Annotated in this window: 12 protein-coding genes; 7 read left to right on the top strand and 5 right to left on the bottom strand. The window is 67.4% G+C overall.

Annotated elements, in window-relative coordinates; translation table 11 throughout:
• Positions 1-9: 9 nt before the first annotated feature.
• Positions 10-1,089, top strand: coding sequence for a M48 family metallopeptidase (locus HNP60_RS00560; RefSeq protein ID WP_184148880.1), 1,080 nt, complete (start codon positions 10-12; stop codon positions 1,087-1,089).
• A gap of 7 nt (positions 1,090-1,096) precedes the next feature.
• Here the strand turns inward: HNP60_RS00560 and HNP60_RS00565 are convergent, their stop codons facing one another.
• Positions 1,097-2,107 carry a sensor histidine kinase gene (locus tag HNP60_RS00565; RefSeq protein WP_184148895.1) on the bottom strand — a complete coding sequence of 337 codons (1,011 nt, stop codon included), beginning with the start codon at positions 2,105-2,107 and terminating at the stop codon, positions 1,097-1,099.
• 303 nt (positions 2,108-2,410) lie between these two features.
• Between HNP60_RS00565 and HNP60_RS00570 the strand changes: the two genes are divergently transcribed.
• Positions 2,411-3,166 (top strand): alpha/beta fold hydrolase, encoded by a 756-nt coding sequence (locus tag HNP60_RS00570; protein ID WP_184148899.1) that lies wholly within the window; start codon positions 2,411-2,413, stop codon positions 3,164-3,166.
• 7 nt (positions 3,167-3,173) lie between these two features.
• On the top strand, positions 3,174-4,091 hold the full coding sequence (locus tag HNP60_RS00575) for a tetratricopeptide repeat protein (RefSeq protein WP_184148902.1): 918 nt from the start codon (positions 3,174-3,176) through the stop codon (positions 4,089-4,091).
• A 52-nt stretch (positions 4,092-4,143) separates the two neighbouring features.
• Here HNP60_RS00575 and HNP60_RS00580 read toward each other — a convergent pair whose 3' ends face one another.
• Positions 4,144-5,949, bottom strand: coding sequence for an AMP-dependent synthetase/ligase (locus HNP60_RS00580; RefSeq protein WP_184148905.1), 1,806 nt, complete (start codon positions 5,947-5,949; stop codon positions 4,144-4,146).
• A gap of 201 nt (positions 5,950-6,150) precedes the next feature.
• On the opposite strand from HNP60_RS00580, the gene ggt reads away from it, so the two are divergent.
• The 3 genes from ggt (at position 6,151) to HNP60_RS00595 (ending at position 9,065) form a co-directional block, all read left to right on the top strand.
• Positions 6,151-7,887 carry a gamma-glutamyltransferase gene (gene ggt / locus HNP60_RS00585; RefSeq protein WP_184148908.1) on the top strand — a complete coding sequence of 579 codons (1,737 nt, stop codon included), beginning with the start codon at positions 6,151-6,153 and terminating at the stop codon, positions 7,885-7,887.
• 115 nt (positions 7,888-8,002) lie between these two features.
• Entirely contained in the window at positions 8,003-8,668 is a 666-nt protein-coding gene (locus HNP60_RS00590) for an EI24 domain-containing protein (protein ID WP_184148911.1), read from the top strand.
• 4 nt (positions 8,669-8,672) lie between these two features.
• Positions 8,673-9,065, top strand: coding sequence for a hypothetical protein (locus HNP60_RS00595; RefSeq protein ID WP_260394583.1), 393 nt, complete (start codon positions 8,673-8,675; stop codon positions 9,063-9,065).
• 5 nt (positions 9,066-9,070) lie between these two features.
• On the opposite strand, the gene queG is transcribed toward HNP60_RS00595, so the two are convergent.
• Positions 9,071-10,150: a tRNA epoxyqueuosine(34) reductase QueG gene (gene queG, locus HNP60_RS00600; protein WP_184148914.1), complete on the bottom strand. Its 1,080-nt coding sequence runs from the start codon at positions 10,148-10,150 to the stop codon at positions 9,071-9,073.
• A gap of 97 nt (positions 10,151-10,247) precedes the next feature.
• On the opposite strand from queG, the gene msrB reads away from it, so the two are divergent.
• Positions 10,248-10,724 (top strand): peptide-methionine (R)-S-oxide reductase MsrB, encoded by a 477-nt coding sequence (gene msrB, locus HNP60_RS00605; RefSeq protein ID WP_260394584.1) that lies wholly within the window; start codon positions 10,248-10,250, stop codon positions 10,722-10,724.
• Positions 10,725-10,791: 67 nt separating this feature from the next.
• Here msrB and HNP60_RS00610 read toward each other — a convergent pair whose 3' ends face one another.
• The gene (locus HNP60_RS00610; protein ID WP_184148920.1) at positions 10,792-12,615 is read right to left on the bottom strand and encodes a hypothetical protein; all 1,824 of its coding nucleotides are present in this window, start codon (positions 12,613-12,615) and stop codon (positions 10,792-10,794) included.
• Complete coding sequence (locus HNP60_RS00615; RefSeq protein WP_184148923.1) at positions 12,576-12,971, bottom strand: GtrA family protein; 396 nt, start codon at positions 12,969-12,971, stop codon at positions 12,576-12,578. Before HNP60_RS00615 ends, HNP60_RS00610 begins: the two co-directional genes overlap by 40 nt.
• Positions 12,972-12,978: the final 7 nt, after the last annotated feature.

Raw genomic sequence — 12,978 nt, forward strand, 5'->3', positions numbered from 1 at the left:
GCGCGCATCATGACGAGCGCCGGGCCTGACGAGCGCATCTGGCATTATGACGGGCAGGACGCCACGCGCCACCATCCCAGGATCGACTGGCATGCGGAGGGTTTCTCGCTCGTCTGGCCCGGCGGCACGAGCGGACCGCATCGGTGGAGCGATCTGGTGCCGCAGGGCAATGCGGGCGGCCGCTCGGTCTATGGTTTGCGCGGGCAAGGCGGCTGGCGGCTGGTCTTCGCGGGCCTGCCGCCTCATGATTTTGCCGTGCATCTGCCGCTCCCGGCTCGCTATGGCCGCTGGATCGACCGCATCGGCCTGTGGCCGGCCATCGGCCTCTTTGCCCTGATCGCCGCGATCCTCCTCTTCGTCGTCCTGCGCGCGCCCGCCTGGGTTGCGCCGCTGATCCCGCGAAGCTGGGAAGACCGGCTCGGGGACACGATGATCGGCGATTTCGGCGGCAGGCTGTGCGAAACGCCCGAGAGCCGCGCTGCGCTCGAGAAACTGCGGCGCGAACTGGGCGACGCCGTGCCGATCCGCCGCATCGCCATCGCCAATATCAAGATGGTCAATGCCGTGGCGCTGCCTGGCGGACATATCATCATTTTCAGGGATCTCATCGAAGAAGCCAAGTCGCCCGACGAACTGGCCGGGGTGCTCGCGCATGAAATCGGCCATGTGCGCAATCGCGACACGATGACGGCGCTGGTGCGCCAGCTCGGCCTCAGCGTCCTGCTGGGCGGCTTCAATGGCCAGGTAGGCGGCACCATCAATGGACTGCTCGCGCTCAGCTATGGCCGCGATGCCGAGCGGGAGGCGGACCGCTATTCCATCGAGGCCCTGCGGGCCGCCGATATCTCGCCGCTACCGACCGCGGCCTTCTTCGAACGGATGGAGAAGCGCTCCGGCGGCGAAAGCATCGAGCGAGCGATGAGCTGGATGGCGTCTCACCCCGTGTCCGCCGAGCGCAAGGCCGCGTTCGAGGATTCAGCCGTGAAGGGCGGACATTACAAGCCGGCGCTCAGTGCCGCTGAATGGAAAGCCCTCGTCGATGCCTGCGCCCATGACAAGGATGTCGCCCCGCCGCCGTTCGACTTCTAGGCAAGGGTCAGGCGGTGATCTCTTCCAGCGGTGCGCGCATCTTGAGCGAGAAACCGGTCGGCGCGTAGCGCCGGACCACGTCGCTGCGACTGCCGAGGCCCCTGTCGATCAACCGGGAGCCGAAGCCCGATTGTCCGGGCCCGGCAATTTCCGGCCCGCCGCTTTCCTCCCACGCGAGGCGGAACATGCCATCCTCGATGGTCCAGAGCAGGCGGATGCGTCCCTCCGGACAGGAGAGCGCGCCATATTTGACCGCGTTGGTCGCAAGCTCGTTGAGCATGAGCGACAAGGCGAGCGTGGCATGGGAGCCGATGGGGCAGTCAGGCCCCTCCAGATCGATCTGCCCCAGCCCGTCATGCGGGGCAAGCGAATCGCTGATGACGCGGCGCAGCGAGACCGCAGACCAGCCCTGCCGCAGCAGGATGTCATGCGCATGGCCCAGCGCCGTGAGCCGCTCGCCGAAGGCATCGAGCGCAGCGGCAGGCGTCGCGTGGCGCAGCGTCTGGAATGCGATTCCCTGCACAACCGCCAGCGTGTTCTTGAGGCGATGCGCCAGCTCCTGGTTCACCGCGGCCAGGTCCGCCTGGGCGCGCACCGTGTTGCTGGTCTCGATCACGGTATCGAGCATGCCCGCAATCGTTCCGTCCGCGAGGCGCAGCGGGCTGTAGCAGAATGTGAACCATGCCTGCTCGGGGCCACCGGAGCGATGAATGACGAGTGGAAAATCCTCGATATAGGTCGGCGTTCCGGCGAAGGCGCGCTTCACGATCGGTTCGATATCGGGCCAGACTTCCGACCAGATGTCCGCAAAGGAGCGTCCCAGCGCATCCGCCTTGCCGCGAAGAATGGGCAGGAAAGCGTCATTATGGATCGTCGTGAGCTGAGGGCCCCATATGACCGCCTTGGGAAAACTCGAATCCAGAATCTGGCGCGTGATGATCTTGAGCTCGGATGGCCAGTCAGCCTGGGGGCCGAGCGGCGTCGTTGCCCAATCGAAGCGGTCGATCCGTTCGCTCATCGGCTGGGAGGATCGACTTGTGGGATCCCCGGTTCCTTCAGATGTCGTGGAAGCCGAGCATGCGTATCCCGCCGCCTCTGGCCTGTTGGTTCCATCCATCGCTTTGCTCCGCTTGCGCAAGCCCACCTTCGGATGGTTTTTCGGCCGAACGCGTGTTCGAATCCGGACCGGTTGCCGGATCGTTCCTGCTTATTGTCCCGATTTAGGCCCGTCCAACCGATTCCGATGAACTGAACAGATGGTCGGACCGGAGACACGGTCTCGTCAGTTCAATCTCGCAGCAAAGCAGGCTAGGACAAGGCGATGAGCGATATGCCCCTGGAGCCGCCGACCTTCCTCTCTCGTCCGGACCAGCCTCGGCTGGCTTACCGGCACCGGACCGGAGCCGGACCGACAACCGTGTTCCTCCCCGGCTACATGTCCGACATGCTGGGGGGCAAGGCTGCCGCGCTGGACAGCTGGGCTGCGGCGCGGGGGCAGACGATGCTGCGGCTGGACTATGCCGGCTGTGGCGAAAGCGACGGCACCTTCGAGGATGGGACGCTGGCGAACTGGCGTGACGATGCGCATGCCGTCATCGACCACGCCGCACCCGACGGGCCGCTGGTGCTGGTGGGATCGTCCATGGGGGGATGGCTTGCGCTGTTGCTTGCACAGGCGCTCGGTCGGCGCGTGGTCGGGCTGGTCGGCATCGCCGCCGCGCCGGACTTCACCGACTGGGGCTTCGACGCCGCGCAGAAGGACGCGATCCGGCGCGAAGGGCGCCTGGTGGAGCCCACGCCTTATGGCGACCAGCCTTATGTGACCACGCGCGCCTTCTGGGAGTCCGGGCAGGCGCTGCGGCTGCTGGAGGGCGAGATCGCCATCGATTGCCCAGTGCGGCTGATCCAGGGGCAGGCCGATCCCGACGTGCCATGGCAGACGGCGTTGCGGATTGCGGACCGGCTCCGTTCAGCGGACGTGCAGACGATTCTCGTCAAGGACGGCGACCATCGCCTCTCCCGCCCGCAGGACATAGCCCTGCTCTGCGGGACGGTGGCGACCCTGACGGAGCTCTGATCCCCGCATGTTCCTGCCCATCGCGCTCGCCCTTGCCCAGCTCGCCCAGCCCGCGCAGCACGATCCCGAGATCGAGGCGCTGCTGCGGCGACGTGACGAGCGCAGGCGCAGCGAAGCGCTGGAACAGCCCGTGCAGCGAAGCGGCGCGGATGCGGAAACGAGTGACGATGCCGGACTGGGCCAGGTCCTCCCGCCGCAGATTGCCGAGCGGCTGGCGGCATGCCTCGCGAAAGCCGATGGCGATCCCGATGCCGGGCTTGCGGACGCTGCAGCGTGGGCGAAGGCGGGCGGGGGTGCCTATGCGGCGCATTGCGAGGGTTATGCATTGGGGCAGGCCGGGCGCTGGACGGAAGCGGCCGATGCTTTCGCGCGCGGTGCCGGGACGAGCGGGCTCGATGTCGAGACGCGCGCGCGGCTCTGGTCGCAGGCCGGCAACGCCGCTCTGGTGGCGGGTGATGTTCCGCGAGCGATCCGTGATCTCGATACGGCATTGGCGAATCCGCTGCCCCGCACCCTTTCCACCGGCGAAATCCATCTCGATCGCGCCCGGGCGCGCGTTGCGGCCGGCGACCTTCCAGGCGCGCGCGCCGACCTTAATGAAGCCGTGGTGCTCGCGGCTTCCGATCCGCTCGCATGGCTGCTGTCCGCCACGCTGGCGCGGCGCATGGACGACTTGCCGCTGGCGCGCCTTCATATCGGCGAAGCCGCAAAGCGCGCGGGCAATGATGCAGCCGTGGCTCTGGAGCAGGGCATCATTCTGGCGCTTTCCGGCGAGCGGGACGATGCAGCCCGTGCCGCCTTCTCACGCGCACAGGAGCTGGCGGGGCCGGACAGCGCGATCGGCAAGCAGGCGGCGGACTATCTGGCACAGCTGGGCGCGGAGCCCGAGGCGCCGAAAGAACCAGCTGTCGAACCGGGGCGGTAACCGCCCTTTTTCGTGACTGATCCGGAGCAGGGTCAGGAAAGACCCGGCCTGCTCAATCCTGCGCCTTGCCGCCGTACAGGGCATCCAGCTGCGACTGGTACTTCGCCCGGATCACATGCCGGCGGATTGATTGCTTGGGCGTCAGCATCTCATTCTCGATGGTGAAGGGCTCGTCGGCCAGTGCGAACCGCCGGATCTTCTCGATGACGGAAAGGTCGGCGTTCACCCGATCGACCGCCGCGCGAATGGCGGCGAGAAAGGCGGGGTCCTCGCGCAAGGCGATGAGCTCCGGGGATTTGTGCCGCGTCGTTGCCCATTGCGCTGTCCATTCCGGATCGGGCACGATCAGCGCCACGATATGCGGGCGCCGGTCGCCATGGACCATGACCTGGCCGATCTCCGGCTGGAGCGTGAGCATGCCTTCCAGCTTCGCCGGCGCGACATTGTCGCCCTTGTCATTGACGATGAGGTCCTTCTTGCGATCCGTGATGCGCAGCCGGCCGCCCTCGTCGAATTCGCCGATGTCTCCAGTGTGCAGCCAGCCGTCGCGAATGGCGCGCGCGGTCTCGGCCGGGTTGTTCCAGTAGCCTTTCATCACCAGTTCGCCGCGCACGAGGATTTCGCCATCGTCCGCGATTCGCACTTCGACATCCTTGAGCGGTGGCCCCACGCTATCCATGCGGAGGCCGCGCGAGGGGCGATTGCAGCTGACCACCGGCCCCGCCTCGGTCTGGCCATAGCCTTGCAGCAGCGTCAGTCCCAGCGCGTCGAAGAAGGCGCCAACATCGGGATTGAGCGGTGCGCCGCCCGAGACCAGCGCCTTCATCCGTCCTCCAAACCGGCTGCGGACCTTGGGAATGATCGTGCGATTGAGCACGGCCTGGAGCGGCCGGTCGAGCAGGGGAAGCCGGCCGCCATGCGCGCTCCGCTTGCCCCCAAGGCGCTGGGCCTGCTCCAGCAGCAGCGCCGGCAGCCGCCCCTGCTTCTCGACCGCCCGGGATACGCGCATGCGCAGCAGCTCGAACAGGCGGGGGACGACGACCATGATCGTCGGGCGCACCTCGGCAATGTTCGCGCCGAGCTTCTCGAGGCTCTCGGCATAATAGATCTGCCCGCCAAGGCCGATGGGCAGGAACTGGCCTCCGGAATGCTCATAGGCATGGCTGATCGGCAGGAAGGAGAGGAAAACCTCCTCGTCCCAGGCGAAATCGCCCGCGATAATGTCCACGCAGCCCTCGACATTGCAGAGGATCGCGCCGTGATGCTGGACAACGCCGCGGGGCGCGCCGCCAGTTCCGCTGGTGTAGATGATGCAGGCGGTGTCCTCGCGCGTGGCGGTGAGCGCGTCTGCGCAGGCCCGCGGGTCGGCGGGGTGGAGCGCCAGCAGCGCGTCCCAATCATGGATGGCGACGGCACTGCTCTGCATGGACTTCACCGGCTCGATGGCGACCGCGAACTCGATCGGCGAGCGCATCACAGCGGGCATGAGAGTCTTCGCGATCTTGGCGGTCGAGAAGATGACCGCGCGTGCCCCGCTATTGGCGATGATATGCTCATGGTCGCGGATGGTATTGGTGGTGTAGGTGGGCACGGTGATGGCGCCGGCGGCCATGATCGCGAGATCGGCGATGCAGAATTCGGGCCGGTTCTCGCTCACCAGCATCACCCGGTCGCCCGGTTCGATGCCGAGCGATTGCAGCGCCTTTGCCATCGATGCGACCTGTCGTGATGCCTGGGACCAACTCGTCGATTGCCAGTCATCCTCGTTCTTTGCCCAGAGGAAAGGGCGATCACCGCCCTCGGCCGCCCGCGCGAAGAACATGGCGGTGAGGCTCGGGAAATGTTCGAAAGCGCGCAAGCAGGCCTCTCCCTCGATATGATATCGCCGTCTGACGCGGCATGAACGCGCCGTATAGGCTGGCCGTTCCGTAAGGGCCAGAGCCAAGCACGCCAGTCCATGCGGTGCGAGACTGGGCATGCGGCCCTTGCCTTGTCGGCATCGCTCTCCCACTGTGCGGGGATATGCATGTCTTGCACGGCCTGAAGGGAATACCGCCGCATGAGTTTTCTCCGTCCGCTCGTCAGCTTCCTTGCCGCTCTCGCGCTCGGCGCATGCGGTGCGGGCACGGGCACAGCGCCGCAAAGCGCCTCCGCTCCGCCGCCGTCTGCCAGTCCGCAGCCGCGCCACTTCGCCATCGCGTCCAATCCGCTGGCCGTGGAAGCGGGACTGGCGGTGCTGCGTAGAGGCGGCAGCGCTGCGGATGCCGCGATCGCGGTGCAGGCCATGCTCTCGCTGGTCGAGCCGCAAAGCTCAGGGCTCGGCGGCGGCGCGTTCATGACATGGTTCGATGGCGCGCGCGGCACCGTCACGGTCTATGACGGCCGGGAGACAGCCCCCGCCGGCGCCAGCGAGACGATGTTCCTGGATGCCGCGGGCAAGCCGCTGCCCTTTGGCGACGCCGTGACCAGCGGCCGGGCGACCGGCGTGCCCGGCGCGGTGAGGATGCTCGCCATGGTGCATGGCGAACATGGCAAGCTGCCCTGGGCATCGCTGTTCGACGATGCGGAGCGGACGGCGCGCGAAGGCTTCGTCATCACGCCCCGGCTCGGACGTTTCCTGGGCGGGCGTTTCCCGCAGCTCGGCGTGGCGGACGCCCGTGCCTATTTCTCGAATGCCGACGGCACGATGAAGAAACCGGGCGACCGGCTGGTCAACACGCCTTATGCCGATTTTCTGTTGCGGCTCGCGGCGCAGGGGCCGGACGCGCTCTATACCGGAGAGACCGCACGGCGCATCGTGGAAAAGACCACGTCAGGGACCTTGCCGGGCACCATGACGGTGGCGGACCTTGCTGCCTATCGGCCAGTGAAGCGCGAGGCGCTGTGCAACCCCTATCGTGTCTATCTGGTCTGCGTGCCGCCGCCGCCCTCCAGTGGCGTTGGTTTCCTCGAATTGCTGGCGCTGCTCGAGCGCACGGATATCGACAAGCGCGGGCCGGACGATCCGCAGGCATGGTTCCTCTTCGCGCAGGCCAGCCGCATCATGTATGCCGACCGTGATCGCTATGTGGGCGACCCTGCCTTCGCACAGGTGCCCATCAAGGGCCTGATCGACCCGGCCTATGTCGCGGAGCGGGCACGGCTGATCGGCACGACGGCGGGTGCACCGCCGGTCGCGGGCATTCCCCCAGGCGCTGCGCTCGCCGGGGTGGATGCCACGGTCGAACCGGGCGGCACCTCGCATTTCATCGTGGGCGATGCGCAGGGCAATGTCGTTTCCATGACGACCACGGTCGAATCGATCTTCGGCACGGGCCGGATGGTGGATGGCTTCTTCCTCAACAACCAGATGACCGATTTCTCCTTCGTGCCGCGCGATGCGGAAGGGCGGCCGGTCGCCAATGCCGTGGCGCCGGGCAAGCGCCCCCGCTCGTCCATGATCCCGCTCGTGCTCATCGATGAGGCAGGCCGGTTCGCCGGCGCTTTCGGATCGGCGGGCGGCAACGCGATCCTTGCCTATGTGGGCAAGTCGCTGGTCGCGGCCATCGACTGGCAGCTGCCTGTTCAGGAGGCGCTGGCATTGCCCAATCTCGTCGCGCGTGGCGCCGCCTTCCAGGGAGAAGTCGACAAATTTCCTCCCGATGTGATCGAGGGACTTAAGGCCCGCGGCATCGATCTGCGGCCGGGGCAAGGCGAGGATTCGGGTGTCCATGCGGTCATGATCCGCGAGGGGGACCGGTTCGATGGCGGCTACGATCCCCGGCGCGAGGGGCGCGCCATCGCCGAGCCGAAGTGACCCAAGCGCCCCCGGAGCCAGGTCGAGCCTCCCCGCTGTGCCCGATTTGCCGACCGGAAACGGGAAGCCGCGATCCGCATCCTGACGCGGCTCTCCCTCAGCGCGAGCGTGCGGCATGATCCTTTCCGCCCTGTTCCGGGCTCTTCCGCAGATCGCCCTGCCGGACATCCGGGCGGTGCTCTGGCGCAGCCTGGCGCTCACGCTCCTGGCGTTTGCCGGACTGGGTGTGGCGGTCTGGTGGGGCTTGCGGACCCTTTTCATGCGAACGGGCTGGCTCGCGGCGGACGGTTTCGCCGGCGCGGCGCTGGCGGGGCTGATCGCGGCGCTCTGTGCCTGGCTTCTGTTCCGCGCCGTGGCCATCGCGGTGGTCGGCCTCCATGCCGACCGGATCGTGGCAGCCGTGGAACGGGCGAGCTATCCCGGCCGGCATGCCGCCGCCCGGATCGTGCCGGTGACGCAGGGTGCGGCCGGCGCGATCCGCTCCGTGGCGCGCACAATCGGCTGGAATCTTCTCGTGCTGCCGCTCTATCTCCTCCTGCTTGCCACCGGGATTGGCGCGCCGCTGCTGTTCTTCGCGATGAATGCCTGGCTGCTCGGCCGCGATCTCGCCGAGCAGGTCGAGGGACGTCATCCCGACCTGCCGCCTCTCAGCGCCGGTCAGCGATCGCAGATCGGTCTCGTTTCGGCTCTGATGTTCCTGTTGCCTGTCCTGAACCTGCTTGCGCCTGTGCTGAGCGTGGCTATGGCAACCCACATGTTTCTAGGGCGCAGGGCGGACTGACGGCATGGTCCGCGCATTCATCATCCGGCATGGCGGCGCGGCAGCACTGATGCTCGGCCTGCTGCCCGCGCTGGCAGCCTGCGGTGCCGGCGTCGTTCCTCCGGGCGATGCCGCGCGGCCGGCGGTGGGGTTCACGCCGGCCAGGAAGTCGCAGCCTGGCGGCCTGATGGGGGCCGATGCGCGGGGACTGACGCGCCTCTTCGGCGAGCCGCGCCTCGACATCCGCGATCCGGCCGCGCGCAAGCTCCAGTTCGCGAACGGGCGGTGTGTGCTCGATGCCTATCTCTATGCACCCGCCGCCAATCGCGAACCTGTCGTCACGCATGTCGACGCGCGCGACGGCAACGGGGCGGACATGGACTGGAACGCCTGCGCGAAGATGTTGCGCGACCGCTAGGCGGATCAGCCGGTCTGGTCGCCCGTTGCCGTGATTTGCGTGGCGAGCCGCTCCAAGGCCCAGCGCGCCGCTTCCGCCACGACAGCGTCATCATCGTCCACCAGCCGTTGCAGCGCAGGCACCAGTGCGGGATCGGCGCTGTTGCCCGCAGCGATCGCAGCGTTGCGCACCATGCGGTTGCGCCCGATCCGCTTGATCGGCGAGCCGGCGAACACGGCCCGGAAGGCCGCGTCATCCAGTGCCAGCAGATCGGCAAGATCGGGCGCCACCAGCTCCGCGCGCGGCAGATAGGCCTTGTTGGCTCGCGCAACTTGCGCGAACTTGTTCCAGGGACAAACGGCGAGACAGTCGTCGCAGCCATAGACATGATTGCCGATGCCCGGCCGTAACTCCTCCGGGATCGGGCCCTTGTGCTCGATGGTGAGATAGGAAATGCAGCGCCGCGCATCGAGGCGATAGGGAGCCGGAAACGCATCGGTGGGGCAGATGCGCTGGCATGCGTCACAGGAGCCGCAGCGGTCCCGCGCGGGCGGATCGGGTATCAGGTCGGCCGTGGTGTAGATCGAGCCCAGGAACAGCCAGCTCCCCTCGGTACGACTGACCAGATTGCTGTGCTTGCCTTGCCAGCCGAGACCTGCAGCCGCCGCCAGCGGCTTCTCCATGACGGGGGCGGTATCGACGAACACCTTGAGCGCCACGCCGCTGTCTTCCGCCAGCCAGCGGCCCAGTGCCTTGAGCGCCCGCTTCACGACGTCATGATAATCCTGCCCCTGGGCGTAGACCGAGATGCGGCCCGTGGAGGGATAGTCGGCCAGCGCCATGGGGTCGGATCGAGGCGCATAGCTCATGCCCAGCATGATGACGGACTGCACCTCCGGCCAGAGCGCGGCGGGGCTGCCGCGCTGCTCCGCACGGTCCTCCATCCATCCCATCTCGCCATGGCATCCGGCGGCAAGCCAGGCGCGCAGACGCTCCGCCGCCTCCGGAATCGCATCCGCGCGCGTGATCGCACAGGAGGTGAAGCCGAGGCGCAAGGCTTCCGCCTTGATTCGCTCTTCCAGCGTCCGGGAGTCCGGCCGTGCCATGGCGGCGCTGCCTAGCCGAAGCGGGGGGACTTGCGAAGCCCGTTCGCGCGCCCACATCAGGGCGATGGAACACGGGACCGGACAGGACCGACGAGCGATGCTGAGCAGCGCGGCCTCGCTGGCGCTTCTCTCGCTGGCTGGCATCGGGCGGGCAAGCGCGGCTGAGCGACCCGGCGCGCCCTTTCAGCTCACCGATGCGGAATGGCGCAAGCGGCTCGGGCCGCAGGCTTATGCCGTCCTGCGTCGGGCGGCGACGGAACGCGCCTATAGTTCGCCGCTGAACGGGGAGAAGCGCAAGGGAATCTTCGCCTGTGCCGGTTGCGGCCTTCCGCTCTTCTCCTCCGCCACCAAATATGACAGCCGCACCGGCTGGCCCAGCTTCTGGCGACCCTTGCCCAAGGCGGTGGGCACCAGCACCGACCACATCCTGGGTTATGCCCGGACGGAAGTACATTGCGTGCGGTGTGGCGGGCATCTCGGCCATGTCTTTAACGATGGGCCAAGGCCGACGGGCCTGCGCTACTGCATGAACGGCGCCGCCTTGAAATTCATCTCGGCTGCGGCCTCCGGCTGACCAGCTGGCGAACTTGCGGCAGAAATGAGGCGGAACCAGGCGGCGCCTGCCCGCATCCGAACGCGCCTTATCGCACCGGAAGCCTGACCCGGTACACCAGCACGCTTTCGCCGGGACGCATCGGCACCGGTTCCAGCCAGTCGGGCGGGTTCCCGGAGGCAAGGACTGCGGCGAGGCCACGCGGATTGAGCTGGCGGTACTTGCGCACCTCGTTCTCCTGCGCGCACAGCACGACATAATCGGCCCCTGCGCGCGCGACGATCGCCTGCGCGGCGGATGGCATCGCGGTCATGCCCTCGATGACCATCTTCATGCCCTCGATGTTGCGATGATGGCCGGTGCCGATCACGGCATGGGGCGTGTAGGCCAGCACATGCGCGCCGATGTCGAGCGGCGTGAACAATGTCGCGGGAGGCAAAGCGCTCAGCCCCCGCAGGCGGGAAAGACTGGCGCAAGCGACAGATTTAGGTGCCCCGTCGCTGTCCCCGGCTTCCTGGTCGTGATGCAGGGCGGCGGTTGCCGAGACGGCCCCAAGGGGTGTGGCGATGGCTGTGGCCGCCGTGAGACCCACGCGCAACGGCATGAACCTCAGCCGCTGCGCCGCCGCTATCAGGCGCCCGAGCAGCACGGCATTGCCCGGAAGCGCGACGAGATGCGCAAATGACATGGCGCGCATGACGCTGAGGGAAACCGCTAATGCACCGAATTGGAGGATCAGTATTGCAACCCAGGCCATGCGCTCCAGGCCATGCCCGGCTTGCCGCAGGCCGATGATGCTCCCGACGAGGCCGAGCAGCGAGGGCAGGACGATCATCGCCTGCATGTCGGGCGTCTGCGCCGTCAGGGGCAACCCTTCGCGGACGGAGAGATACCAGTGCCGGTAAACGAGGGGATCGAGCGTATCGAATGGCCCAGCCAGGCATTGCCGCGACAGGGCGAGAAAGGCGGCAAGACCGGCCCCGCCCGCCAGAGCCAACGGCACCGCGCGCTGCAGGCGCGTGCCGCCTGGAAAGGCGCGCTGCGCGCCGATGAGCACGATCGCGGCGAGCGCGAGCGGCACCAGATAGGCCGGCGAGACGCTGTCGCACCATGGAAACAGCGCGTCAGTCGGCGTGTGGGTGCCGAACAACAATATCACCGAGAGGCCAGTGAGGGCAGCCACATAAGCGAGCAGGTCCGGCCAGCGATCGGTGCGGGCAACGTGGCGAAGTCCGAATATGCTTCCGACCAGCACCGCATAAGGCAGGCCCTCGATGGATATCTGCAGCCAGCCCGCCATCGCGACGCCCGCCAGCAATCCGGCTCGCCCGTCACGCCAGTCCGCCCGCGCCAGGGCCAGCATGGCAAGAGCGCCCATGACGATCTGCATGCCATGATGATCGATACGCATGGGCGCGAACCGGATGAGGATCGACGCGGAGGAGAGCAGCAGGATGACCGCCAGCAGCGCCGGTCCGCGATGAAGCCCCAGCGCCCGCGCGGTGGCATGGACGATGAAGCAGAGCGCCAGCAGCATCAGGAGCGGTATTGCGACCAGCGTCACGCGTTCGGCCAGCACCACGCCCAGCACGGGCGTGAGGAGGGCCAGCATCGATGCGATCGGCAGATCGACCAGCCGTGACCAGTGCATGGGCACGCCGGCCGGTGGGTGGATGCGGTGCTGCAGACTGTCGAACCAGCTCTGCCCTGCCAGCAGGTCCCGCACCTGCACCAGTCGCAGGGCATCGTCGGGATCAAGGAAATAGAGGGCGGTGATGTACGGCCAGTTGATCGCGACCATGACACTGGCTGACAGCAGCCAGAGCATGAGGATCAGCACGCGCGGGCCCGGCGCGAAACTGGCCGATCCGCTCACCATCCGGAAAAGACGATGGACCGGCGCAGCAGCCATGTGACCTGGAAACTGATGACGATGGCCATCAGCTTGGCGAAGATCGGCAGCAGGCCCAGCAAATGGCCAAGGCTCACGATGACGGTGGTGAGCGCGAGCCCCGCCAGTGCGGATCCGACGAACAGCCCCTGCTGGCGAAGCCTCTCCGGCCCGGGAGGCGCTGCGCAATCGGGGAAGACCAGCCGGGACGACATGAGCCAGTGCACGGCGATGCCGATGCCATAGCCCAGCGCGGCGGCGAGCGCCGGGGTCAGGCCGGCATGCAGGAACAGGACGAACAACCCGACATCACAGACGAGCGCGGCGAGGCTGGCGACGCCATAGCGCATGTAGCGCAGCGAGATGAAACCGGTCATGATGCGG

Origin of the sequence: Sphingobium lignivorans, assembly GCF_014203955.1 — a bacterium.
GTDB lineage: Bacteria > Pseudomonadota > Alphaproteobacteria > Sphingomonadales > Sphingomonadaceae > Sphingobium > Sphingobium lignivorans.